Source organism: Parasynechococcus sp. (genome assembly GCF_045559935.1).
In the GTDB taxonomy this organism is placed as follows: Bacteria; Cyanobacteriota; Cyanobacteriia; order PCC-6307; family Cyanobiaceae; genus Parasynechococcus.
In genome coordinates, this window is record NZ_JBJLJL010000003.1 from 34,370 (window position 1) to 51,687 (window position 17,318).

Consider the following 17,318-nt stretch of genomic DNA (forward strand, 5'->3'; position numbering starts at 1 on the left):
ATCACCCCTGCTGAGAATGCCCGAGGCCGCCGACAAGCCCCTGCTGCTGCTCGTGGACGGCCACTCGCTGGCCTTCCGCAGCTTCTACGCCTTCAGCAAGGGAGGTGAAGGGGGTCTGGCCACCAAGGACGGTCGACCGACCAGCGTCACCTACGGCTTCCTCAAATCCCTGCTGGACATCGGTAGAAGCCTGACCCCCCAGGGCGTCGCCATCGCCTTCGACACCGCTGAGCCCACCTTCCGGCATGTCGCGGATGCGAACTACAAGGCACACCGGGATGTCGCCCCGGAGGTGTTCTTCCAGGATCTCGAGCAGCTGCAGGAGATCCTGCGGGAGCAGCTGCAGCTGCCCCTGTGCATGGCTCCGGGGTATGAGGCCGATGACGTGCTCGGCACGCTGGCGAACCGCTCAGCTGAGCAGGGTTGGCGGGTGCGGATCCTCTCCGGCGACCGCGACCTGTTCCAGCTTGTGGACGACCGGCGGGACATCGCCGTTCTGTACATGGGAGGCGGCCCCTACGCCAAGAACAGCGGCCCGACCCTGATCGATGAGGAGGGTGTGGTCGGCAAGCTCGGGGTGATGCCGGAGAAGGTGGTGGACCTGAAGGCCCTCACCGGCGACAGCTCCGACAACATCCCCGGCGTTCGTGGGGTGGGGCCCAAAACCGCCATCAACCTGCTCAAGGAGAACGGCGATCTCGATGCCATCTATGCGGCTCTCTCCGAGGTGGAGGCGGAAGGCCCGAAAGCCAGCCGCGGTGCGATCAAGGGAGCCCTGAAGGGAAAGCTGAGCAGCGATCGGGACAACGCCTATCTCTCCCGCAAGCTGGCCGAGATCCTGGTGGACATCCCGCTGCCGGAGGAACCTCGCCTGCCGCTGGCGGCCGTGAATGCCGCCGCTCTCAGCAGCAGCCTGGAGGATCTGGAACTCAACAGCCTGCTGCGGCAGGTGAACGGTTTCACCGTCACCTTCTCCGCCGCAGGCACGGCGGCAGCCCCGACAGGCGGTGACGATGACGGTGCCAAGGACGGCAAGGTCAGGGCAGACACTGTTGAGGACGCCGGTGCTGACGACCGGACTCCGATGCTGCGGCCCCAGCTGATCAGCACAGCAGCCGACCTCGCTGCCCTGATGCAACGGCTGATGGCCATCACCGACGCCGCCACCCCGGTTGCACTCGACACCGAGACCACGGCCCTGAACCCGTTCCAGGCCGAGCTGGTGGGCATCGGTGTCTGCTGGGGAGAGGAGCCGGAAGCCCTCGCCTACATCCCGATCGGCCATCGGCCGGCGGAGGATCTCACCGCGGAACAGATCCAGCAGTTGCCGCTGGAGAGCGTGCTCACCGCCCTGGCCCCGTGGCTGGCCAGCGGCGATCACCCCAAAGCGCTGCAGAACGCCAAGTACGACCGGCTGATCCTGCTGCGCCACGGCCTGGCCCTCGAGGGCGTGGTGATCGACACACTGCTGGCCGACTACCTGCGTGATGCCGCAGCCAAGCATGGCCTGGAGGTGATGGCTGAGCGGGAATTCGGGTTTTCGCCCACGGCCTACAGCGATCTGGTGGGAAAGAAGCAGACCTTCGCCGATGTGGCGATCGAACCCGCCAGCCTGTACTGCGGCATGGATGTGCACGTGACCCGGCGTCTGGCCCTGCGGCTGCGCGGGCAGCTCGAAGCCATGGGCCCCCAGATGGTTCAGCTGCTGATGCAGGTGGAACAACCGCTGGAACCGGTGCTGGCCCTGATGGAAGCCACCGGCATCCGCATCGATGTTCCTTACCTGGCGGAACTCTCCAGTGAGATGGGCAGCACCCTGGAGCGGCTGGAGGCCGACGCGAAACAGGCGGCCGGCACCGACTTCAACCTGGGTTCGCCGAAACAGCTCGGTGAACTGCTGTTCGGCACCCTGGGACTCGACCGCAGGAAATCCCGGCGCACCAAAACCGGCTTCAGCACAGATGCCACCGTGCTGGAGAAGCTCGAAAACGATCATCCGGTGGTGCCGCTGGTGCTGGAGCACCGGGTGCTCAGCAAGCTCAAGAGCACCTATGTGGATGCGCTTCCCCAGCTGGTGGAAGCGGAGACCGGACGGGTGCACACCGATTTCAACCAGGCGGTCACAGCCACGGGTCGCCTCAGCAGCAGCAACCCGAATCTGCAGAACATCCCGGTTCGCACCGAGTACAGCCGACGCATCCGCAAGGCCTTCCTGCCCCAGGAGGGATGGACGCTGATCAGCGCCGACTATTCCCAGATCGAGCTGCGCATCCTCACCCACCTCTCCGGAGAAGACGTGCTGCAGGAGGCCTATCGCTCAGGAGACGACGTGCACGCTCTCACCGCGCGGCTTCTGCTCGAGAAGGATGAGATCTCCTCCGACGAACGACGCCTCGGCAAGACGATCAATTTCGGTGTGATCTACGGCATGGGGGCGCAGCGGTTCGCACGGGAGACCGGCGTCTCCCAGGCGGAGGCCAAGGAGTTCCTGACGAAGTACAAGCAGCGCTACCCGAAGGTGTTCGCCTTCCTGGAGCTGCAGGAACGGCTGGCCCTGAGCCGCGGTTACGTGGAGACGATCCTGGGTCGCCGCCGCCCGTTCCACTTCGACCGCAACGGTCTGGGTCGGTTGCTCGGGAAGGATCCGCTGGAGATCGATCTGGATGTGGCCCGGCGAGGCGGCATGGAGGCACAGCAGCTGCGGGCCGCCGCCAATGCTCCGATCCAGGGCTCCAGCGCCGACATCATCAAGGTGGCGATGGTGCAGCTTCAGGCGGCGCTGCAGAGCCAGGCACTGCCGGCGCGGCTGCTGTTGCAGGTGCACGACGAACTGGTGCTGGAAGTGGAGCCGGACGCGTTGGAAGCCACCCGCAACCTGGTGGTGACCACCATGGAAAACGCCGTGCAGCTCAGTGTTCCTCTGGTGGCGGAAACAGGGGTCGGCGCCAACTGGATGGAAGCGAAATAGCTCCTGCAGGGAACGCCGTAACCTCAGCTTCAGCTCTTGAACAGCTGTGTCGCTGCGGCTCACCAACACCCTCACCCGCCGCACGGAGCCGTTCACACCGCTGACCCCAGGCAAAGCGAGCATCTACTGCTGCGGTGTCACGGTCTACGACCTCTGCCATCTGGGCCATGCCCGCAGTTACATCAACTGGGACGTCCTGCGTCGGTTTCTGATCTGGCGCGGACTGGAGGTGACCTTCGTTCAGAACTTCACCGACATCGACGACAAGATCCTCAAACGGGCCTCCGAGCAGAACAGCTCGATGACGGAGGTGAGCGAACGCAACATCGACGCCTTCCACCAGGACATGGATGCGCTGGGGATCCTGAGGCCGGACCGGATGCCCCGCGCCACTCAGTGCCTCGATGGCATCCGCAACCTGATCAGCGAACTTGAGGCCAAAGGAGCCGCCTACAGCGCCGGCGGCGATGTCTATTTCGCTGTGATGAAACATGCCGGCTACGGCAAGCTGAGCGGCCGCGACCTCAGCGAGCAGCAGGACAATGCCGCCGGTCGGATCGCGGATGCCGAGGAGGCTCGCAAGCAGCATCCCTTCGACTTCGCGCTCTGGAAAGGGGCCAAGCCGGAGGAGCCGAGCTTCCCCTCGCCCTGGGGAGACGGGCGTCCGGGCTGGCACATCGAATGCTCCGCCATGGTGCGGGCGGAACTGGGCGACACGATCGACATCCATCTGGGCGGTGCCGATCTGGTGTTCCCCCACCACGAGAACGAGATCGCTCAGTCGGAAGCCGCCACCGGCCGCCAGCTGGCCCAGGTGTGGATGCACAACGGCATGGTCAATGTGGGCGGCCAGAAGATGAGCAAATCGCTCGGGAACTTCACCACCATCCGCGCCCTTCTGGAGAGCGGTGTCTCCGCCATGACCCTGCGCCTGTTCGTGCTGCAGGCGCATTACCGCAAACCGCTTGATTTCACCGCTGAAGCCCTGGAAGCCGCCGCCACCGGCTGGAAGGGGCTCAATGCAGCCCTTGGCCTGGGCGACCGTCACGGTGTTCCCCTCGGCTGGGGCAGTCCCTCTCCCTTGCCGGATGGGGCGCTCCAGAGCGGCAGCGGCTCCGCCGACCAGGCTCTGCAGGGCCTGGAACAACGCTTCATCGAAGCGATGGACGATGACCTGAACAGCTCAGGTGCTCTCGCTGTGCTCTTTGATCTGGCCAAGCCCCTGCGGGCTCTGGCCAACCGGCTGGAGCGCGGTGATGCCGCCGGCCTGCCCGGCGAGGAAGTGCAGACCCTGGCGACCCGCTGGCTGCTGCTGCGCGATCTGGCTGCAGTCCTGGGGCTGCGCCATGAAGCGGAGGCCGCTGCGGCACTGGATGACACGGCCATCGATGCGGCGATCGCCGACCGGACGGCAGCCAAGGCAGCGAAGAACTACGCCGAAGCGGATCGGATCCGGGCCGAACTGACGGCCCAGGGCATCGAACTGATCGACAAACCCGGTGGCATCACCGAGTGGATCCGTTCCTGATGCGGGCAGACTGTCGAGCCCTTCCATCACTCCGATGCTCTGGCTGAAGCGCCTCAATTTCATGGAGACCGCCAAGCTGGAGATGGAGCTGATGAAGGCGTTCGAAGCGGGAGAGGATCTCGACGCCAAACTGGACGCTCAGGCCCAGATCGCCGGCGGTGGAGATGCCGAGGAGATCTGGAGGCTTGAGGTGTGGCAGAAGATGCTGCTGCGGATCCGCAAGATGCAGGACCTGATGAAGGACAAACCCGATCCGAAGGGCTGAGTCGGTTCAGCTCTTCAGCAGATCCACCACGCTGATCACCAGTCCGGTGGCGATCACCGGCGGCGACACCCAGCGCAGCATCACGAGCAGCAGACGTCGCAGCGGCGGCGGCGTCAGCGACCGGGCGAGATCGTCCTCGAAGCGATTGGGAACCACCCAGCCCAGCAGCAGGGCCAGCAGCAGTCCACCGAGAATCAGAAGCAATCCGCCGAAGACGGAATCCATCCAACCGAGCACCTCCATCGACGTGGCGGCAGGCAGCCCCGCCACGAAGATCAGGGCCGCTGAAAGCCAGACGGCCCGCGATCGGCTCCAGCCGAGGCGGTCGATCAGGCAGGCGACAGGCACCTCCAGCAGCGAGACCGCCGAGGTGATCGCCGCGATCAAAGCGAGCGCGAAGAACAGCACCGCCACCACCTGTCCAGCTGCTCCGAGCGAGGCCAGGCCGGTGGGCAGGGCGATGAAGATCGTGCCGAGAGTGGATCCACTGATCACCTCCTCCAGCCCGAAACTCATCACCACCGGGAAGGTCACCATGCCGGCCAGGATGCCGACGGCCGTATCCATGCCCACGACCGCGACGGCCTCACGGGGCAGGTGAGCCCGGCGATCGAGATAGGCCGCATAGGCCAGGATGCAGCCGATTCCAGTGCCGATCGAGAAGAAGGCCTGCGTGAAGGCGTTGCGGATGGTGGTGGGATTGATCAGTTCCGCGCTGTCCCAGCGCAGCAGGAACGTGCGGTAGCCCTCAGCTGCGCTGTCCAGCCCGGCGGCCCACACAGCCAGACCGATCAGCAGCAGGAACAGCAGCGGCAGCCCCCAGCGGGAGAGGCGCTCGATCCCGTCCCGGACGCCGGCAGCCACCACCGCAGCGGTGACGATCAGGCTGAGCAGCTGACCGATCAGTGCCGTGCGACCTCCGCTCAGCCCGGCAAAGAAGGCTTCGGCGGCATCGATATCGCTCGGGAGGCCCTGGGTGAGGGTCTGCACCAGCGTGGCGCCGGTCCAGCCCATGAGCACGGCGTAGAAGGCCAGGATGCCGCTGGCCGCCAGCACGAACAGCCACCCCATCGGCTGCCAGCGACTGCCCGCAGCGGTCACCGGTGCCAGCAGGGGGCTGTGCCCCGTGCTGCGGCCCAGGACCATCTCAGCCACCAGCACCGGCAGGCAGACCAGCAGCACGATCAGGACGTACAGCAGCAGAAAGGCGCCACCGCCGCCCTGGGAGGCGCGGTAAGCGAATCCCCAGAGATTGCCGAGGCCAACGGCACTGCCCGCCGCTGCCAGCACAAAGCCCAGCCCTGATCTCCACTGCTCCTTCGCCAACGGCTCTGATCACGCTGTGGGCCAGCTTGCCAGCGTTTGCCGGTCCTGGTGGGAGACTTGTCGCAACTGCCGGATCAGCGTGAAAGCCATCAGCGTGCTGGGCTCCACGGGCTCGATCGGCACCCAGACCCTTCAGATCGCCGAGGAGTTCCCCGATCAGTTCCGGGTGGTTGCCCTCACAGCAGGGCGCAATCTCGATCTCCTCGTTGAGCAGATCCAACGCCACCAGCCTGAGCTCGTGGCCCTCGCCGATGCCGAGCGGCTGCCGGAACTGCAGCAGCGTCTCGACGCCCTCGACCCCTCCCAAAAGCCGGGTCAGCCCCCTCAGCTGGTGGGCGGTCCGGATGGACTGAACGTGGCGGCCTCGTGGGACACAGCCGATCTGGTGGTCACCGGAATCGTGGGCTGCGCGGGGCTGCTGCCGACTCTGGCCGCCGTCCGCGCCGGAAAGGATCTGGCCCTGGCCAACAAGGAGACGCTGATCGCGGCCGGACCGGTGGTGCTGCCGGAACTCAAGAAGAGCGGCAGCCGGCTGCTGCCGGCGGATTCCGAACACTCCGCCATCTTCCAGTGCCTGCAGGGAACCCCCTGGGCCGAGAACGCCCGCCTGTCCACCGGCGTGCCCACCCCTGGCCTGCGGCGGATTCAACTCACCGCCTCCGGCGGCGCCTTCCGGGACTGGCAGGCGGCCGACCTGGAGAACGCGACCGTGGCCGATGCCACCAGCCATCCCAACTGGAGCATGGGGCGCAAGATCACGGTCGACTCAGCCACCCTGATGAACAAGGGCCTGGAAGTGATTGAGGCCCATTACCTGTTCGGCCTTGATTACGACCACATCGAGATCGTGATCCACCCGCAGAGCATCATCCACTCGATGATCGAGCTGGCGGACTCTTCTGTGCTGGCCCAGCTGGGCTGGCCGGACATGAAACTGCCGATCCTGTACTGCCTCTCCTGGCCCTCCCGCCTGGAGACCCCATGGCGACGACTTGATCTCACCGAGGTTGGACAGCTGACCTTCCGCGCTCCTGACACCACCAAATATCCCTGCATGGAACTGGCCTACGCCGCCGGGCGTGCGGGTGGCACCATGCCTGCCGTGCTGAATGCGGCCAACGAGGAAGCCGTCGCTCAATTCCTCGAGGAACGCATCCACTTCCTGGATATCCCGGAGGTGATCGAGGCTGCCTGTGAACGCCACAAACCGGATCTGATGAACCATCCCCAGCTCGAGGATGTGCTGAGCGTCGACCGCTGGGCCCGCGAGGCCGTCCGTGAGCAGGTCAGCCGAGGCACCCGGCGCGTGCCGGTCGCCGCCCTGGCGGCATGAGCACCCACCAGGTCAGCCACCATCTGCTGCTCTGCGCGACTCCCACCAAGGCAAAATGCTGCGACCCGGAAGCAGGCCTGGCGACCTGGAATGAATTGAAAAGGCTCGTCAGGGAGCTTGGACTGGAACACAGTGATCGACCGGAAGGAGTCGTCCTCAGAAGCAAAGTTGACTGCCTGAGGATCTGCGAGAAAGGTCCGATCCTTCTGGTTTGGCCTGATGGCGTCTGGTACTCGGAAGTGACCGTCGAGAGGATCAATCAAATCATTCATCAACACATCATTAACAGGCAACCCATTCAGGAGTGGATCCTCAGAACATCGAGCTTTTAAACATGAACGTCTGATCTGCTTTTCTCTGGCATCCACAGCAACCAGGAGCGATACCTAGACTGCCGGGGCGTTTTAAACAGACCAGGCATTTCTTGGCCTGCCTGATCTTTTCATTTGACACTCACTTCTCCCTCGCCACCGTTTGAGGGCGCGTTAGCGACAACCACCGCAGCCCCAAGCTATCCAAGCAAGAAAGAGCTTCTGAGCGTCTTACCCACTGACCTCACCACCTTCAATCCTCGCAAAGCCTGGGGAAGTCTGGCGATGTCGGTGAGCCTTTCCCTTGCAGCTGTTGGCATTGGTACAACCATTCCGCTGACGCTCAAGGCCATCCCACTTTGGCTGGTCTACGCCGCTGTCACCGGCACCATCGCCATGGGCTGCTGGGTGCTGGCTCATGAATGCGGCCATAACGCTTTTCACCCGAACAGGCGGATTGAAGGAGTCGTCGGATTTGTTCTGCACAGCACCTTGCTGGTTCCTTACTACAGCTGGGCGCGCAGTCATGCCGTTCACCATGCTCACTGCAACCATCTCGAGGGCGGCGAAACCCATGTTCCACCGCGAGCAAGCTCACCTCAGGGGCAGGCAATGGAACATCTGCAGCGCAAGCTCAACAGGCGATTGTTTGGCATCATTTCGCTGTTTAATCACTTGATCATCGGCTGGCAGATTTATCTTTTTTCAGGCGCCACTGGAGGTGAAGACTACGGCTTTCCCACCTCTCACTTCTGGAATGGAGCTCCATTCACGAACGGCAAACGTGAACTCTTTCCGGCTTCTTTTCGCCCTCTGATGGTGCGCTCGAACCTGGGCCTGATTGCGATGATCATGCTTCTGATCACAGCGGGGAGTTATTTTTCACCTTTGCGGGTTCTATGCCTCTACGGACTTCCCTACGTTGTCATCAATATCTGGCTGACGACATACACCTGGCTGCAACACACTGATCGCAACATTCCTCATTTCTCTGACGAGACATGGAGCTGGTCGAAAGGCGCGCTGCAAACAGTTGATCGCCCCTACGGCGGCATTCTGAACTTGTTGCACCATGGCATCGGATCAACTCATGTCTGTCATCACATCAATTCCACGATCCCTCACTACAACGCCTGGCGCGGCACAGCCCTGCTGAGGCAACGTTTTCCCGATCTCGTTCGTTACGACTCAACCCCGATTCCTCAAGCCCTTTGGCGTATTGCCACAACGTGTGGAACTGTCTATCAGGATGCAACCGATCAGGCCTTTTATTACCGCACATCTAAGGACGACAAACCGCAGATGGAATGCTGCGGTTGAACCATGCGAGAGCCAACCGATCCGACCAGCAACCGAGACTGAGATTGTCCCCGGGGCCATGGAAGCCGTTGTGTCCACCACGGGCCGTCAACAGAATCTCCACGGGCGTCTGCGATCCCTGTGCCGAACGCTCAGCCAGCGACGATTGCAACTGCCGTGCTGAAGCTGCCGGAACCCAGGGATCATCAAGGGCCTGCAACAGCAACGTCGGAGGAAGTCCCTGCGGCGATTTGGCCAGACGCTGCAGGGGAGAAGCACTGAGGTAATACTCATCCACCGAAGAAAATCCCCAGCGCGGCGCCGTGACAGCCGCATCAAACGCGCGGATCGAGCGCGGAGGATTGCCACCCAGCTGACGCTCTTCTGAAGCACTCACCCCGAAGGGATCGGCGAGGGTCTGTCGCACCAAACGCTGCAGCAGCCAGCGTTGATAAACCCTGTTGCGCGGGCGTTCGATCGAGGCGCTGCAGGCAGCCAGGTCCAGAGGGCTGCTGGCACAAAACAACGCATCCAGAGCCCCGGCTTGATCCAGACAGGCGTTCAGCAGCATCGTTCCCCCCAGGGAGATCCCTGCGCCCAGCAGAGGCACCGGCTGGGACAGGCCAGCCTCCAGGGCCAAGGCCGCGGCCAGATGCCGAGCCCGCTCCAGCACCGGCAGCAGATCGCTGTTGCAAGCGGCGGCATAGGTGCCACCGGCCAGATGGCGGCCAGGGTCGGCACCGCGCAGATTCAGCCGCAACACAGCAAACCCAGCCCCTTGAAGGCTGAGTGTCAACCTGCGCAACCCCTGTCTGCGGCTCGAGCCCCCCAGGCCGTGCAACACCACCACCAGTGCTTTCGGCGCGATCGCTGCGTGCGTCGCTGAACCACCTTCACCCGTTCGGAGCGGACGATCGAGATAGGCCAGCAGCTCTCCTGCATCAGCAGCACCACTCGCCAGCGGAGGCACAGGAATCTGAACGGGCTCCCCCCCATCAACGGGGAAAGCCGCCGGCCGGAGCGTGTCCCTCAGGGTCTGCAGATCGCCCCCCAACCAAGGCCAGCGCTGCCGATAGACAGAAACCCCCAGCTGCAGCAGCAGCTGGGGGTCATCGATGACATTGACGGCCCGATCGTTCACGTCTTGCCGAGTCCGAGATCCTTCAACTCGACCAGCAGATCCCCGAGCACCTTTTTGGCATCGCCGAACACCATCGAGGTGTTGGCCAGCTCGAACAGATCATTCTTGATTCCTGAGTAACCGGCGCTCATGCCGCGCTTGACCACAAAGACCGTGCGGGCCTCCTGTACATCCAGCACCGGCATGCCATAGAGAGGAGAGCTTGGATCGCTCTTGGCCTGAGGGTTCACCACATCGTTGGCCCCGAGCACCAGCACCACATCGGTGGCCGGAAACTCAGGATTGATCTGGTCCATCTCGATCAGCTGCTCGTAGGGAACGTCCGCCTCGGCCAGCAGAACGTTCATATGACCGGGCATGCGGCCGGCGACCGGATGAATCGCGTAGGTGACGTCGATTCCGGCACTCTCCAGCACCCGTGTCACCTCCCGCAGGGTGTGCTGGGCCTGGGCGACGGCGAGGCCGTAGCCAGGCACAATCACCACCCGTTCAGCGGCTTCGAGAGTGAGGGCGCACTCCTCGGTGCTGCAGCTGGTGATGTTGGTGTATTCACCACCGCCGCCACCGGAGGTCGCCGAGGCGCCGAGTGCGCCGCCGAACAGCACCGACAGCAGCGAACGGTTCATGCCGTCGCACATCACCTGGGTGAGGATCAGGCCAGCGGCCCCGACCATGGCACCCGCCACGATCAGAAGCTGGCTGCCCACCACAAAGCCTGCTGCAGCGGCCGCAACGCCGGAATAACTGTTGAGCAGGGAGATGACGACGGGCATGTCGGCACCGCCGATGGGCAGGGTGACGCCGATACCCAGCAGACCTGAGGCGATCACCACAATCCAGAGACCGGTGGCACCACCGGAGGTGCGCAACATCTCGATCGCGCCGATCAGGGCCAGCACGGCGAGAGCGATGTTCACCGCATGTCGCAGCCGGCTCTGCATCCAGCCCGGCGTGGAGAGCCAGCCCTGGAGCTTGGCCATGGCCACGATCGAACCGGTGAAGGTGATCGCTCCGACGAACACCGAGACGACGATCGAAACCAGAGCCACAGCCCCGGTGGCCTCCAGGGCCTGGGGATACAGCGCTGCCGCCAGAGCCACCAGCAACGACGACATGCCACCGCAGCCGTTGAACAGCGCAACGGTCTCGGGCATCGATGTCATCGGGACCCGCTGGGCCGTGATGGCGCCGAGCACACCACCGGCCAGCGTGCCGAGAAGAATCCAGATCCAGGCAGAGGCACTGATCCCGGTGGTGGCCAGGGAATTGAACAGCAGACCCAGCACCGCAAGGGCCATGGCCACGGCGGCAAGCTGGTTGGCCCCGCGGGCGGAACGCACCTTGGAGAGTCCCTTGATGCCGAGCGCCAGCAGCAGGACGGCGCCGAGTTCGATGGCGTAGCGAAGGATGTCGGTCATCAGCGGTTCTCCTTGCGGGCAGGCTTGCGGCTGAACATGGCCAGCATGCGGTCGGTGACCAGAAAGCCACCGATCACGTTGAAGAGAGCGAAGCCGAGCGACACCGAACCCAGCAGCAGCAGAACGATGTTGTCGCCGGCCTTGATGATGGCGGTGAGCGCTGCCAGCACGGTGATGCCGGAGATCGCATTGGCGCCGCTCATCAGAGGCGTATGCAGGGTGGGAGGCACCTTGCCGATCAGTTCCAGACCGAGAAGGCTGCCCAGCAGAAGCACCCAGAGGAATTCAACAAAGGTGGGATCCATCACTTGGCTCCTGGTGTGAGAACGTCACCACGGCGGATGCCACCGTCCTGAGCGACGAGACAACCGGCGATCAATTCATCCTCGGTGTCGAGGGTCAGCACGCCATCGGCGAGGGTGGGCTTGAGCAGTGCCACCAGGTTGCGGGCATAAAGGGCACTGGCGTGGTTGGCCACGGTGCAGGGCAGATCATTGCCGCCGATCAGCTTGACGCCGTTGCGGTCCACGGTGCGGCCGGGAACGGTGTCGGCGCAGTTGCCGCCCTGGGCCACCGCCAGGTCCACAACCACGGCACCGGGACGCATGCGATCGAGCATGTCCTCGCTGATCAGGCGCGGCGCGCGCCGGCCTGGAACCTGAGCGGTGCAGATGGCCACATCCGCCTCCGCCAGCTGATCCGAGAGCTGCTGGCGCTGGGCTGCCAGGAAGGCATCGGAGGCCTGCTTGGCATAGCCACCGGACTCCGCCGGCTTGTCGTCCATCTCAGGGGGATCGATGAAGCGGGCTCCCAGCGACTCCACCTGCTCCTTCACCGCAGGACGGATATCGCTCACGTAGACCACCGCTCCCAGGCGTCGGGCTGTGGCCACCGCCTGCAGACCGGCGACACCGGCACCGAGGATCACCACCTTCGCCGGCTGAACCGTGCCCGCCGCCGTCATCAGCATCGGGAAATAGCGATCGAGCGCCCCGGAGGCCAGCAGCACGGCTTTGTAGCCGGCGATGTTGGCCTGGGACGACAGCGCATCGGCGGCCTGAGCCCGGCTGATCCGCGGCAGCAGCTCCAGCGCCATGGCGGACAATCCACCGCGCTCGAGGGCAGCGGAGAGAGCTTCGTTCGCATAGGGCTCCAGCAGACCCACCACGAGGGCGCCGCGGCGCAGCCGTCCCAGGGCGTCGCTGCTGGGCGTCTGAACGCACAGGAGCACATCGGCACCGGACCAGGCATCCGCATCACCTGGCGACACCAGGTCAGCCCCCTGATCGGCATAGGCGGCATCGAGATAACCGGCAGGGGTACCGGCACCCCGCTCAAGGCAGACACTGCAGCCGAGAGAGACGAACGTCTTGACCGTCTCGGGCGTGGCCGACACCCGGGTTTCACCCGGCGTTGCCTCCACAGGAATGAGAAGTCTGGGCAAGGTGAGCAGATCCACCGACCCGAGCGAGACTACGAGGTCACCCCCGGGAGACCGGGAGGTTTCCTGAAGAAAACCGAGCGACGACAGGACCTCTGGCTACGTGAGGAAAACACCACCGTGCTTTCCATGGGCCTCACCGCGATCGAATGTCCTGACGGCGTCTGCCACAGCCATCACGGTGGCCATGCGGTCGAGCGGCAAACCATGCAGTCGACCCTGGAGAGCCATGGGAAGGACTGGTGCGAGCGCCTGGCCGAACGGATTTACGAGATCTCCGTCGACACCTTCTCCCAGAGCGTGATGCCGAGCCTGCATTCCGCGGGCTGGCAGCGCCGGCATCTCGACTGGGAGTTCAAGCTCAACGAGCAGGAATCGGAACCGGACCGCACCCTGGTCGACGGGATCATCAACGCCACCGAGAGCTTCCTGCGCAGCAGTGAGGTGCACCGTCTGTTCATCCAGGAACTGGTGCAGGGAACCTTCGCCGAAGCAGCGGCCGATGACCTCCGGATCCAGGCCGTCCGCACCCTGGTGGAGACGGAGATCGTGGCGATGCTGGAAGAGAGGCGTCAGGAGCTTCTCGACCGGCTGGCTCAGCAGCTTCTGGTCACGGCCAAAGGAGATTTCCAGGCCGCACTCGGAGCGGCCGAGGATGCCCTGATGGAGGTGGAGCGTCTGGTGGTGAACCACGCCGAAGCGCTCTGAAAGGGCTTCAGACGATCGGAAGCACCTCCTGATCCAGACAGCGCGCCAGCCGGAAACGTCCGAGCCGGCGCAGCTGTCGTGCGCGAAGAATCAAGGGATCGATATCGCAATCGTTCTGCCAGCAGCGATCGAGCTGCTGGCGCAACTGATCTCGGAATTCAGGTGAGGGACGACGCTTGGCCATGGCGGTGACGGGAAAGGACCCGACGGATGCCGATGGCCGGACCGTAGAGATGCCGCTGCCGAAAGGAATGGTTAAAAAGACTCATCTTCCCCAGGCACGCCATCGCCGCGCCGTCCTTTGATCTGCCGCGTGCTGCGGCCCCCTCCTCCCTGCGGCCGCGACGCTGGCAGCAGCAGCTGATCCAGCTGCTGCGGCGACGTCTGCTGACGACGGCCGAGCGCGAACAGGATGTGCTGGTGTTCGCCGGTCCGGGAGCCGGCAAGACCCTCGGTGCCCTGCTGGCATTCCGGACGTTCCAGCAGGACAGACAGCTGGAGCGCTGCCTGGTGTTCTGCCACCGCACCTCGATCCTTCATCAGTGGCTGAGCGCTGGGGAGCGGCTCGGGCTGAACCTGAAGGAGTGGCCATGGCCAGCCGACGGCGAAGGCCCCGATGGCAAGCCCCCCGACGGTCTGGTGCTGACCTACCAGGGGGCACGCCGGCAGCTGGGCCATCTCAGCGAGACCCTGGAACCCTGGATGGGCACCTCCTGTCTGGCGATCGCGGACGAAGCCCATCACCTCGGGGTGGATCCCGACGAGCCCGACGGTCTGGCCTGGGGGCAGACATTCCTTGATCTGACGGGCCGCAGCCGCCTGCGGCTGGGGTTGACCGGCACGCCGTTCCGGGCGGACAACCTCGCCTTCTGTGCCGCACGCCGGGTACGGAGCGTCCAGGGCGGGATGCCGGTGGAGCTGATCAGTCCCGACCTGTGCGTGGAGCCGCGCGAACTGATCGCCGCCGGAGACGTGCGTCCCCTGGAGTTCCATTTCCAGGACGGTTGGGTGGAGCACGGTCGTGAGGGGGTGCCGGACCGGGATGTCTCCCCGCTGTCCGGCGAACGGCGGGAGAGCTGGCGGGCCCGCAACCTGCGTCGCGCGATCCGGCTGGCGGACAGCAGCTGCATCGGTCAGCAGGTGCTGCTGCGGGCCCAGAGAAAACTCGAGCAGATCCGCCGCTGCCATCCCCAGGCTGCCGGCCTGGTCATCGCCAGAGACATCGCCCATGCCGAAGCGATCACCCAGATCCTCGAGGACGACGGCAACCGGGTGGATCTGGTGCACTCCCAGGAGCGTGAGGCCTCCGATCGACTGCGGCTGTTCCAGACGGGACAGGCCGACTGGCTGGTGAGCATCGACATGTGTGCGGAGGGATTCGACGCACCTCGGTTGCGGGTGGTCGCCTATCTCACGACGGTGGTGACCCGCAGCCGCTTCGTGCAGGGCATCACCCGGGCCGTGCGGATGACGGCGGACCTGGCCGCTGCGGAACCGATTCCGCGCCACCCCTCCTATGTCTATGCACCGGCTGACCCTCTGCTGATGGGTTACGCCCGCACCTGGTCCGTGGCGGAGCCTTACGTCCTCCGCCATCCGGCGGAGGAGGGAGACGCAGCTGATCCCAGCACCGCATCCGGCGCAACACTGCAGCTGCCCCTGGAGGCAGTGGAGGACGGGGCTGGTGAGGTGATCCGCCTGAAAACTCCGCAACTGCCTACATTTCTGCAGCGCTGACGACATCTTTATCGGTAGAAAAATGCGAATTTCTGCGAAATCAGGTCTTTCCCTGGACCTCGATCCTTCAACCTGTACCTCGGCAAAGGAGTGAACATGGACGCAGCAATGGAACGCCGGGTGAGCGTTGCCACCGGCTGGGCGTCCACCAGGATCGCCGTTCTGGACAGCGAAGAGCGCTATGAGGACAGTTATGCGGTGACCCAGGAATTCCGCGAGTGGATCACCTGTTTGGGAGAAAACAGCGACATGCTCGAGGAGAGCGTGCACGCCGTTCCCCGCAATCCCGACAAGCGATACAGGCTGCTTGGCCAGAACAGCAGCGACAATCCCCTCGAAATCTGAAGAGATCCTTAAATTCCTGGAATCATTGTCCGCCGATTTTTTTCTTGACCGGCTTGCGCGCGGTGAGCGGCTCCTCCTTTTAAAGTCAACTCATATTCATTCCGTATAAGGCCATGGCAGCCGGCAGCGCCTCGGAGACTGTCGAGAATCTCGTGATTGTCGGTTCGGGCCCGGCCGGCTACACCGCAGCGATCTACGCGGCCAGGGCCAACCTGCAACCGCTGCTGATCACAGGCTTCCAACGCGGCGGTATTCCTGGCGGTCAGTTGATGACCACCACCGATGTCGAGAATTTCCCTGGTTTTCCCGACGGAGTCCTGGGCCCGGACCTGATGGATCTGATGCGTGCCCAGGCCGTGCGCTGGGGAACACACCTGCTGGAAGCGGATGCCGATGAGATCGATCTCAGTCAGCGGCCCTTCCGGATCAAGGCGGATGGACGCACTCTGCTGACCCATGCCCTGGTGATCGCCACGGGTGCAAGCGCGAACCGACTCGGCCTGCCCTCAGAGGAGCGCTTCTGGAGCAGCGGCATCAGTGCATGCGCCATCTGCGACGGAGCGACTCCTCAGTTCCGCAACGCTGAACTGGCCGTGGTGGGAGGAGGCGACTCCGCCTGCGAAGAAGCGGTTTATCTCACCAAATACGGCAGTCACGTTCACCAGATCGTGCGCTCCGAGCAACTCAGGGCCAGCGCCGCCATGGCCGACCGGGTTCGGGCCAACCCCGCCATCACCCTTCACTGGAACAGCGAAGTGGTGGACGTGAGCGGCAACGGCTGGATGGAGAGCCTGACCCTGCGCGACCGTTCCACCGGAGATCAGGCCAGCCTTGCTGCCAAGGGCCTGTTCTATGCGATCGGCCACACACCGAACACGGATCTGCTGAAGGAGCAGCTGTCTCTGGATGCCAAGGGGTATGTGATCACCGAGCCAGGCCGACCGGAAACCTCCATCGAAGGTGTCTTCGCTGCCGGAGATGTCGCCGATGCCGAATGGCGGCAGGGGATCACAGCAGCCGGCAGCGGTTGCAAGGCGGCCCTGGCCGCTGAGCGCTGGCTGACCCATCACGATCTGGCGCAACGGGTGCAGAGACGCTCGGTTGACCCCGCGAAGGCGGAGATGCCGGTGAATGTGGCCGTCACGACCGAGGAGACCTATGCCCCGGATGCTCCCTGGCAGAAAGGCAGCTATGCCCTGCGCAAGCTGTATCACGACAGCAGCCGCCCGCTGCTTGTGATCTACACCTCACCCTCGTGCGGGCCCTGCCACGTGCTCAAACCGCAGTTGAAGCGGGTGATCACCGAGTTGGAAGGCCGGGCCCAGGCCGTGGTGATCGACATCGAGGCCGATCAGGACATTGCTGAACAGGCCGGCGTGAACGGAACCCCGACAGTCCAGCTCTTCCACCGGAAATCGATGGTGGAACAGTGGCGCGGTGTCAAACAGCGCAGCACGTTCAAATCGGCGATCGAAGCGCTGCTGGAACCAGCCTGAAG

The 17,318-nt window shown here is 64.1% G+C and carries 16 protein-coding genes; 10 read left to right on the forward strand and 6 right to left on the reverse strand.

Going from position 1 to position 17,318, the window contains the following annotated elements; genetic code table 11:
- Nucleotides 1–16: 16 nt before the first annotated feature.
- Genes polA through ACJ0G7_RS01490 form a run of 3 tightly spaced genes read left to right on the forward strand, consistent with a single transcriptional unit; the run spans nt 17 to nt 4,761 of the window.
- Nucleotides 17–2,968 carry a DNA polymerase I gene (gene polA / locus ACJ0G7_RS01480; protein WP_407394890.1) on the forward strand — a complete coding sequence of 984 codons (2,952 nt, stop codon included), beginning with the start codon at nt 17–19 and terminating at the stop codon, nt 2,966–2,968.
- A 46-nt stretch (nt 2,969–3,014) separates the two neighbouring features.
- On the forward strand, nt 3,015–4,496 hold the full coding sequence (cysS, locus tag ACJ0G7_RS01485) for a cysteine--tRNA ligase (RefSeq protein WP_043692141.1): 1,482 nt from the start codon (nt 3,015–3,017) through the stop codon (nt 4,494–4,496).
- Between the two features lie 34 nt (nt 4,497–4,530).
- A complete protein-coding gene (locus tag ACJ0G7_RS01490; protein WP_043692144.1) occupies nt 4,531–4,761 on the forward strand; it encodes a hypothetical protein in 231 nt (76 codons plus the stop codon).
- Nucleotides 4,762–4,767: 6 nt separating this feature from the next.
- On the opposite strand, the gene ACJ0G7_RS01495 is transcribed toward ACJ0G7_RS01490, so the two are convergent.
- Nucleotides 4,768–6,087, reverse strand: a complete 1,320-nt coding sequence (locus ACJ0G7_RS01495; RefSeq protein WP_043692147.1) for a sodium-dependent transporter — start codon at nt 6,085–6,087, stop codon at nt 4,768–4,770.
- Nucleotides 6,088–6,166: 79 nt separating this feature from the next.
- Here ACJ0G7_RS01495 and ACJ0G7_RS01500 point away from each other — a divergent pair, with 79 nt between their 5' ends.
- From ACJ0G7_RS01500 to ACJ0G7_RS01510, 3 genes are all read left to right on the forward strand, one after another.
- On the forward strand, nt 6,167–7,420 hold the full coding sequence (locus ACJ0G7_RS01500; protein ID WP_043696791.1) for a 1-deoxy-D-xylulose-5-phosphate reductoisomerase: 1,254 nt from the start codon (nt 6,167–6,169) through the stop codon (nt 7,418–7,420).
- The gene (locus tag ACJ0G7_RS01505) at nt 7,417–7,752 is read left to right on the forward strand and encodes a ferredoxin (protein WP_043692150.1); all 336 of its coding nucleotides are present in this window, start codon (nt 7,417–7,419) and stop codon (nt 7,750–7,752) included. The genes ACJ0G7_RS01500 and ACJ0G7_RS01505 overlap by 4 nt, the downstream gene beginning before the upstream one ends.
- Nucleotides 7,753–7,866: 114 nt before the next feature.
- Complete coding sequence (locus ACJ0G7_RS01510) at nt 7,867–9,051, forward strand: fatty acid desaturase (RefSeq protein WP_407394893.1); 1,185 nt, start codon at nt 7,867–7,869, stop codon at nt 9,049–9,051.
- On the opposite strand, the gene ACJ0G7_RS01515 is transcribed toward ACJ0G7_RS01510, so the two are convergent.
- From ACJ0G7_RS01515 to ACJ0G7_RS01530, 4 genes are read right to left on the reverse strand one after another with little or no spacing between them, the layout of a single operon-like run.
- A complete protein-coding gene (locus ACJ0G7_RS01515; RefSeq protein ID WP_407394895.1) occupies nt 9,014–10,171 on the reverse strand; it encodes a YheT family hydrolase in 1,158 nt (385 codons plus the stop codon). The genes ACJ0G7_RS01510 and ACJ0G7_RS01515 overlap by 38 nt on opposite strands.
- The gene (locus ACJ0G7_RS01520; RefSeq protein ID WP_407394897.1) at nt 10,168–11,589 is read right to left on the reverse strand and encodes an NAD(P)(+) transhydrogenase (Re/Si-specific) subunit beta; all 1,422 of its coding nucleotides are present in this window, start codon (nt 11,587–11,589) and stop codon (nt 10,168–10,170) included. Before ACJ0G7_RS01520 ends, ACJ0G7_RS01515 begins: the two co-directional genes overlap by 4 nt.
- Nucleotides 11,589–11,894: an NAD(P) transhydrogenase subunit alpha gene (locus ACJ0G7_RS01525; RefSeq protein WP_043692155.1), complete on the reverse strand. Its 306-nt coding sequence runs from the start codon at nt 11,892–11,894 to the stop codon at nt 11,589–11,591. Before ACJ0G7_RS01525 ends, ACJ0G7_RS01520 begins: the two co-directional genes overlap by 1 nt.
- Nucleotides 11,894–13,033, reverse strand: a complete 1,140-nt coding sequence (locus ACJ0G7_RS01530; RefSeq protein ID WP_173402127.1) for an NAD(P) transhydrogenase subunit alpha — start codon at nt 13,031–13,033, stop codon at nt 11,894–11,896. Before ACJ0G7_RS01530 ends, ACJ0G7_RS01525 begins: the two co-directional genes overlap by 1 nt.
- Before the next feature lie 126 nt (nt 13,034–13,159).
- Here ACJ0G7_RS01530 and ACJ0G7_RS01535 point away from each other — a divergent pair, with 126 nt between their 5' ends.
- On the forward strand, nt 13,160–13,738 hold the full coding sequence (locus ACJ0G7_RS01535) for an EF-1 guanine nucleotide exchange domain-containing protein (protein ID WP_043692159.1): 579 nt from the start codon (nt 13,160–13,162) through the stop codon (nt 13,736–13,738).
- 7 nt (nt 13,739–13,745) lie between these two features.
- Here ACJ0G7_RS01535 and ACJ0G7_RS01540 read toward each other — a convergent pair whose 3' ends face one another.
- On the reverse strand, nt 13,746–13,922 hold the full coding sequence (locus tag ACJ0G7_RS01540) for a hypothetical protein (RefSeq protein WP_407394899.1): 177 nt from the start codon (nt 13,920–13,922) through the stop codon (nt 13,746–13,748).
- 101 nt (nt 13,923–14,023) lie between these two features.
- On the opposite strand from ACJ0G7_RS01540, the gene ACJ0G7_RS01545 reads away from it, so the two are divergent.
- The 3 genes from ACJ0G7_RS01545 (at nt 14,024) to trxB (ending at nt 17,316) form a co-directional block, all read left to right on the forward strand.
- Complete coding sequence (locus ACJ0G7_RS01545; protein ID WP_407394944.1) at nt 14,024–15,475, forward strand: DEAD/DEAH box helicase; 1,452 nt, start codon at nt 14,024–14,026, stop codon at nt 15,473–15,475.
- A gap of 96 nt (nt 15,476–15,571) precedes the next feature.
- On the forward strand, nt 15,572–15,820 hold the full coding sequence (locus ACJ0G7_RS01550) for a hypothetical protein (RefSeq protein WP_407394901.1): 249 nt from the start codon (nt 15,572–15,574) through the stop codon (nt 15,818–15,820).
- Between the two features lie 113 nt (nt 15,821–15,933).
- Nucleotides 15,934–17,316: a thioredoxin-disulfide reductase gene (trxB, locus tag ACJ0G7_RS01555; protein WP_043692170.1), complete on the forward strand. Its 1,383-nt coding sequence runs from the start codon at nt 15,934–15,936 to the stop codon at nt 17,314–17,316.
- The last annotated feature ends 2 nt before the right edge of the window (nt 17,317–17,318 follow it).

Excerpts from the sequence above, each read along its gene's own strand:
- ACJ0G7_RS01490 (WP_043692144.1), top strand. The coding sequence starts at position 4,531 with ATGCTCTGGCTGAAGCGCCTCAATTTCATGGAGACCGCCAAGCTGGAG.
- ACJ0G7_RS01550 (WP_407394901.1), top strand. The coding sequence starts at position 15,572 with ATGGACGCAGCAATGGAACGCCGGGTGAGCGTTGCCACCGGCTGGGCG.
- ACJ0G7_RS01525 (WP_043692155.1), bottom strand. The coding sequence starts at position 11,894 with ATGGATCCCACCTTTGTTGAATTCCTCTGGGTGCTTCTGCTGGGCAGC.
- ACJ0G7_RS01540 (WP_407394899.1), bottom strand. The coding sequence starts at position 13,922 with ATGGCCAAGCGTCGTCCCTCACCTGAATTCCGAGATCAGTTGCGCCAG.
- polA (WP_407394890.1), top strand. The coding sequence starts at position 17 with ATGCCCGAGGCCGCCGACAAGCCCCTGCTGCTGCTCGTGGACGGCCAC.
- trxB (WP_043692170.1), top strand. The coding sequence starts at position 15,934 with ATGGCAGCCGGCAGCGCCTCGGAGACTGTCGAGAATCTCGTGATTGTC.
- ACJ0G7_RS01535 (WP_043692159.1), top strand. The coding sequence starts at position 13,160 with ATGGGCCTCACCGCGATCGAATGTCCTGACGGCGTCTGCCACAGCCAT.
- ACJ0G7_RS01520 (WP_407394897.1), bottom strand. The coding sequence starts at position 11,589 with ATGACCGACATCCTTCGCTACGCCATCGAACTCGGCGCCGTCCTGCTG.
- ACJ0G7_RS01505 (WP_043692150.1), top strand. The coding sequence starts at position 7,417 with ATGAGCACCCACCAGGTCAGCCACCATCTGCTGCTCTGCGCGACTCCC.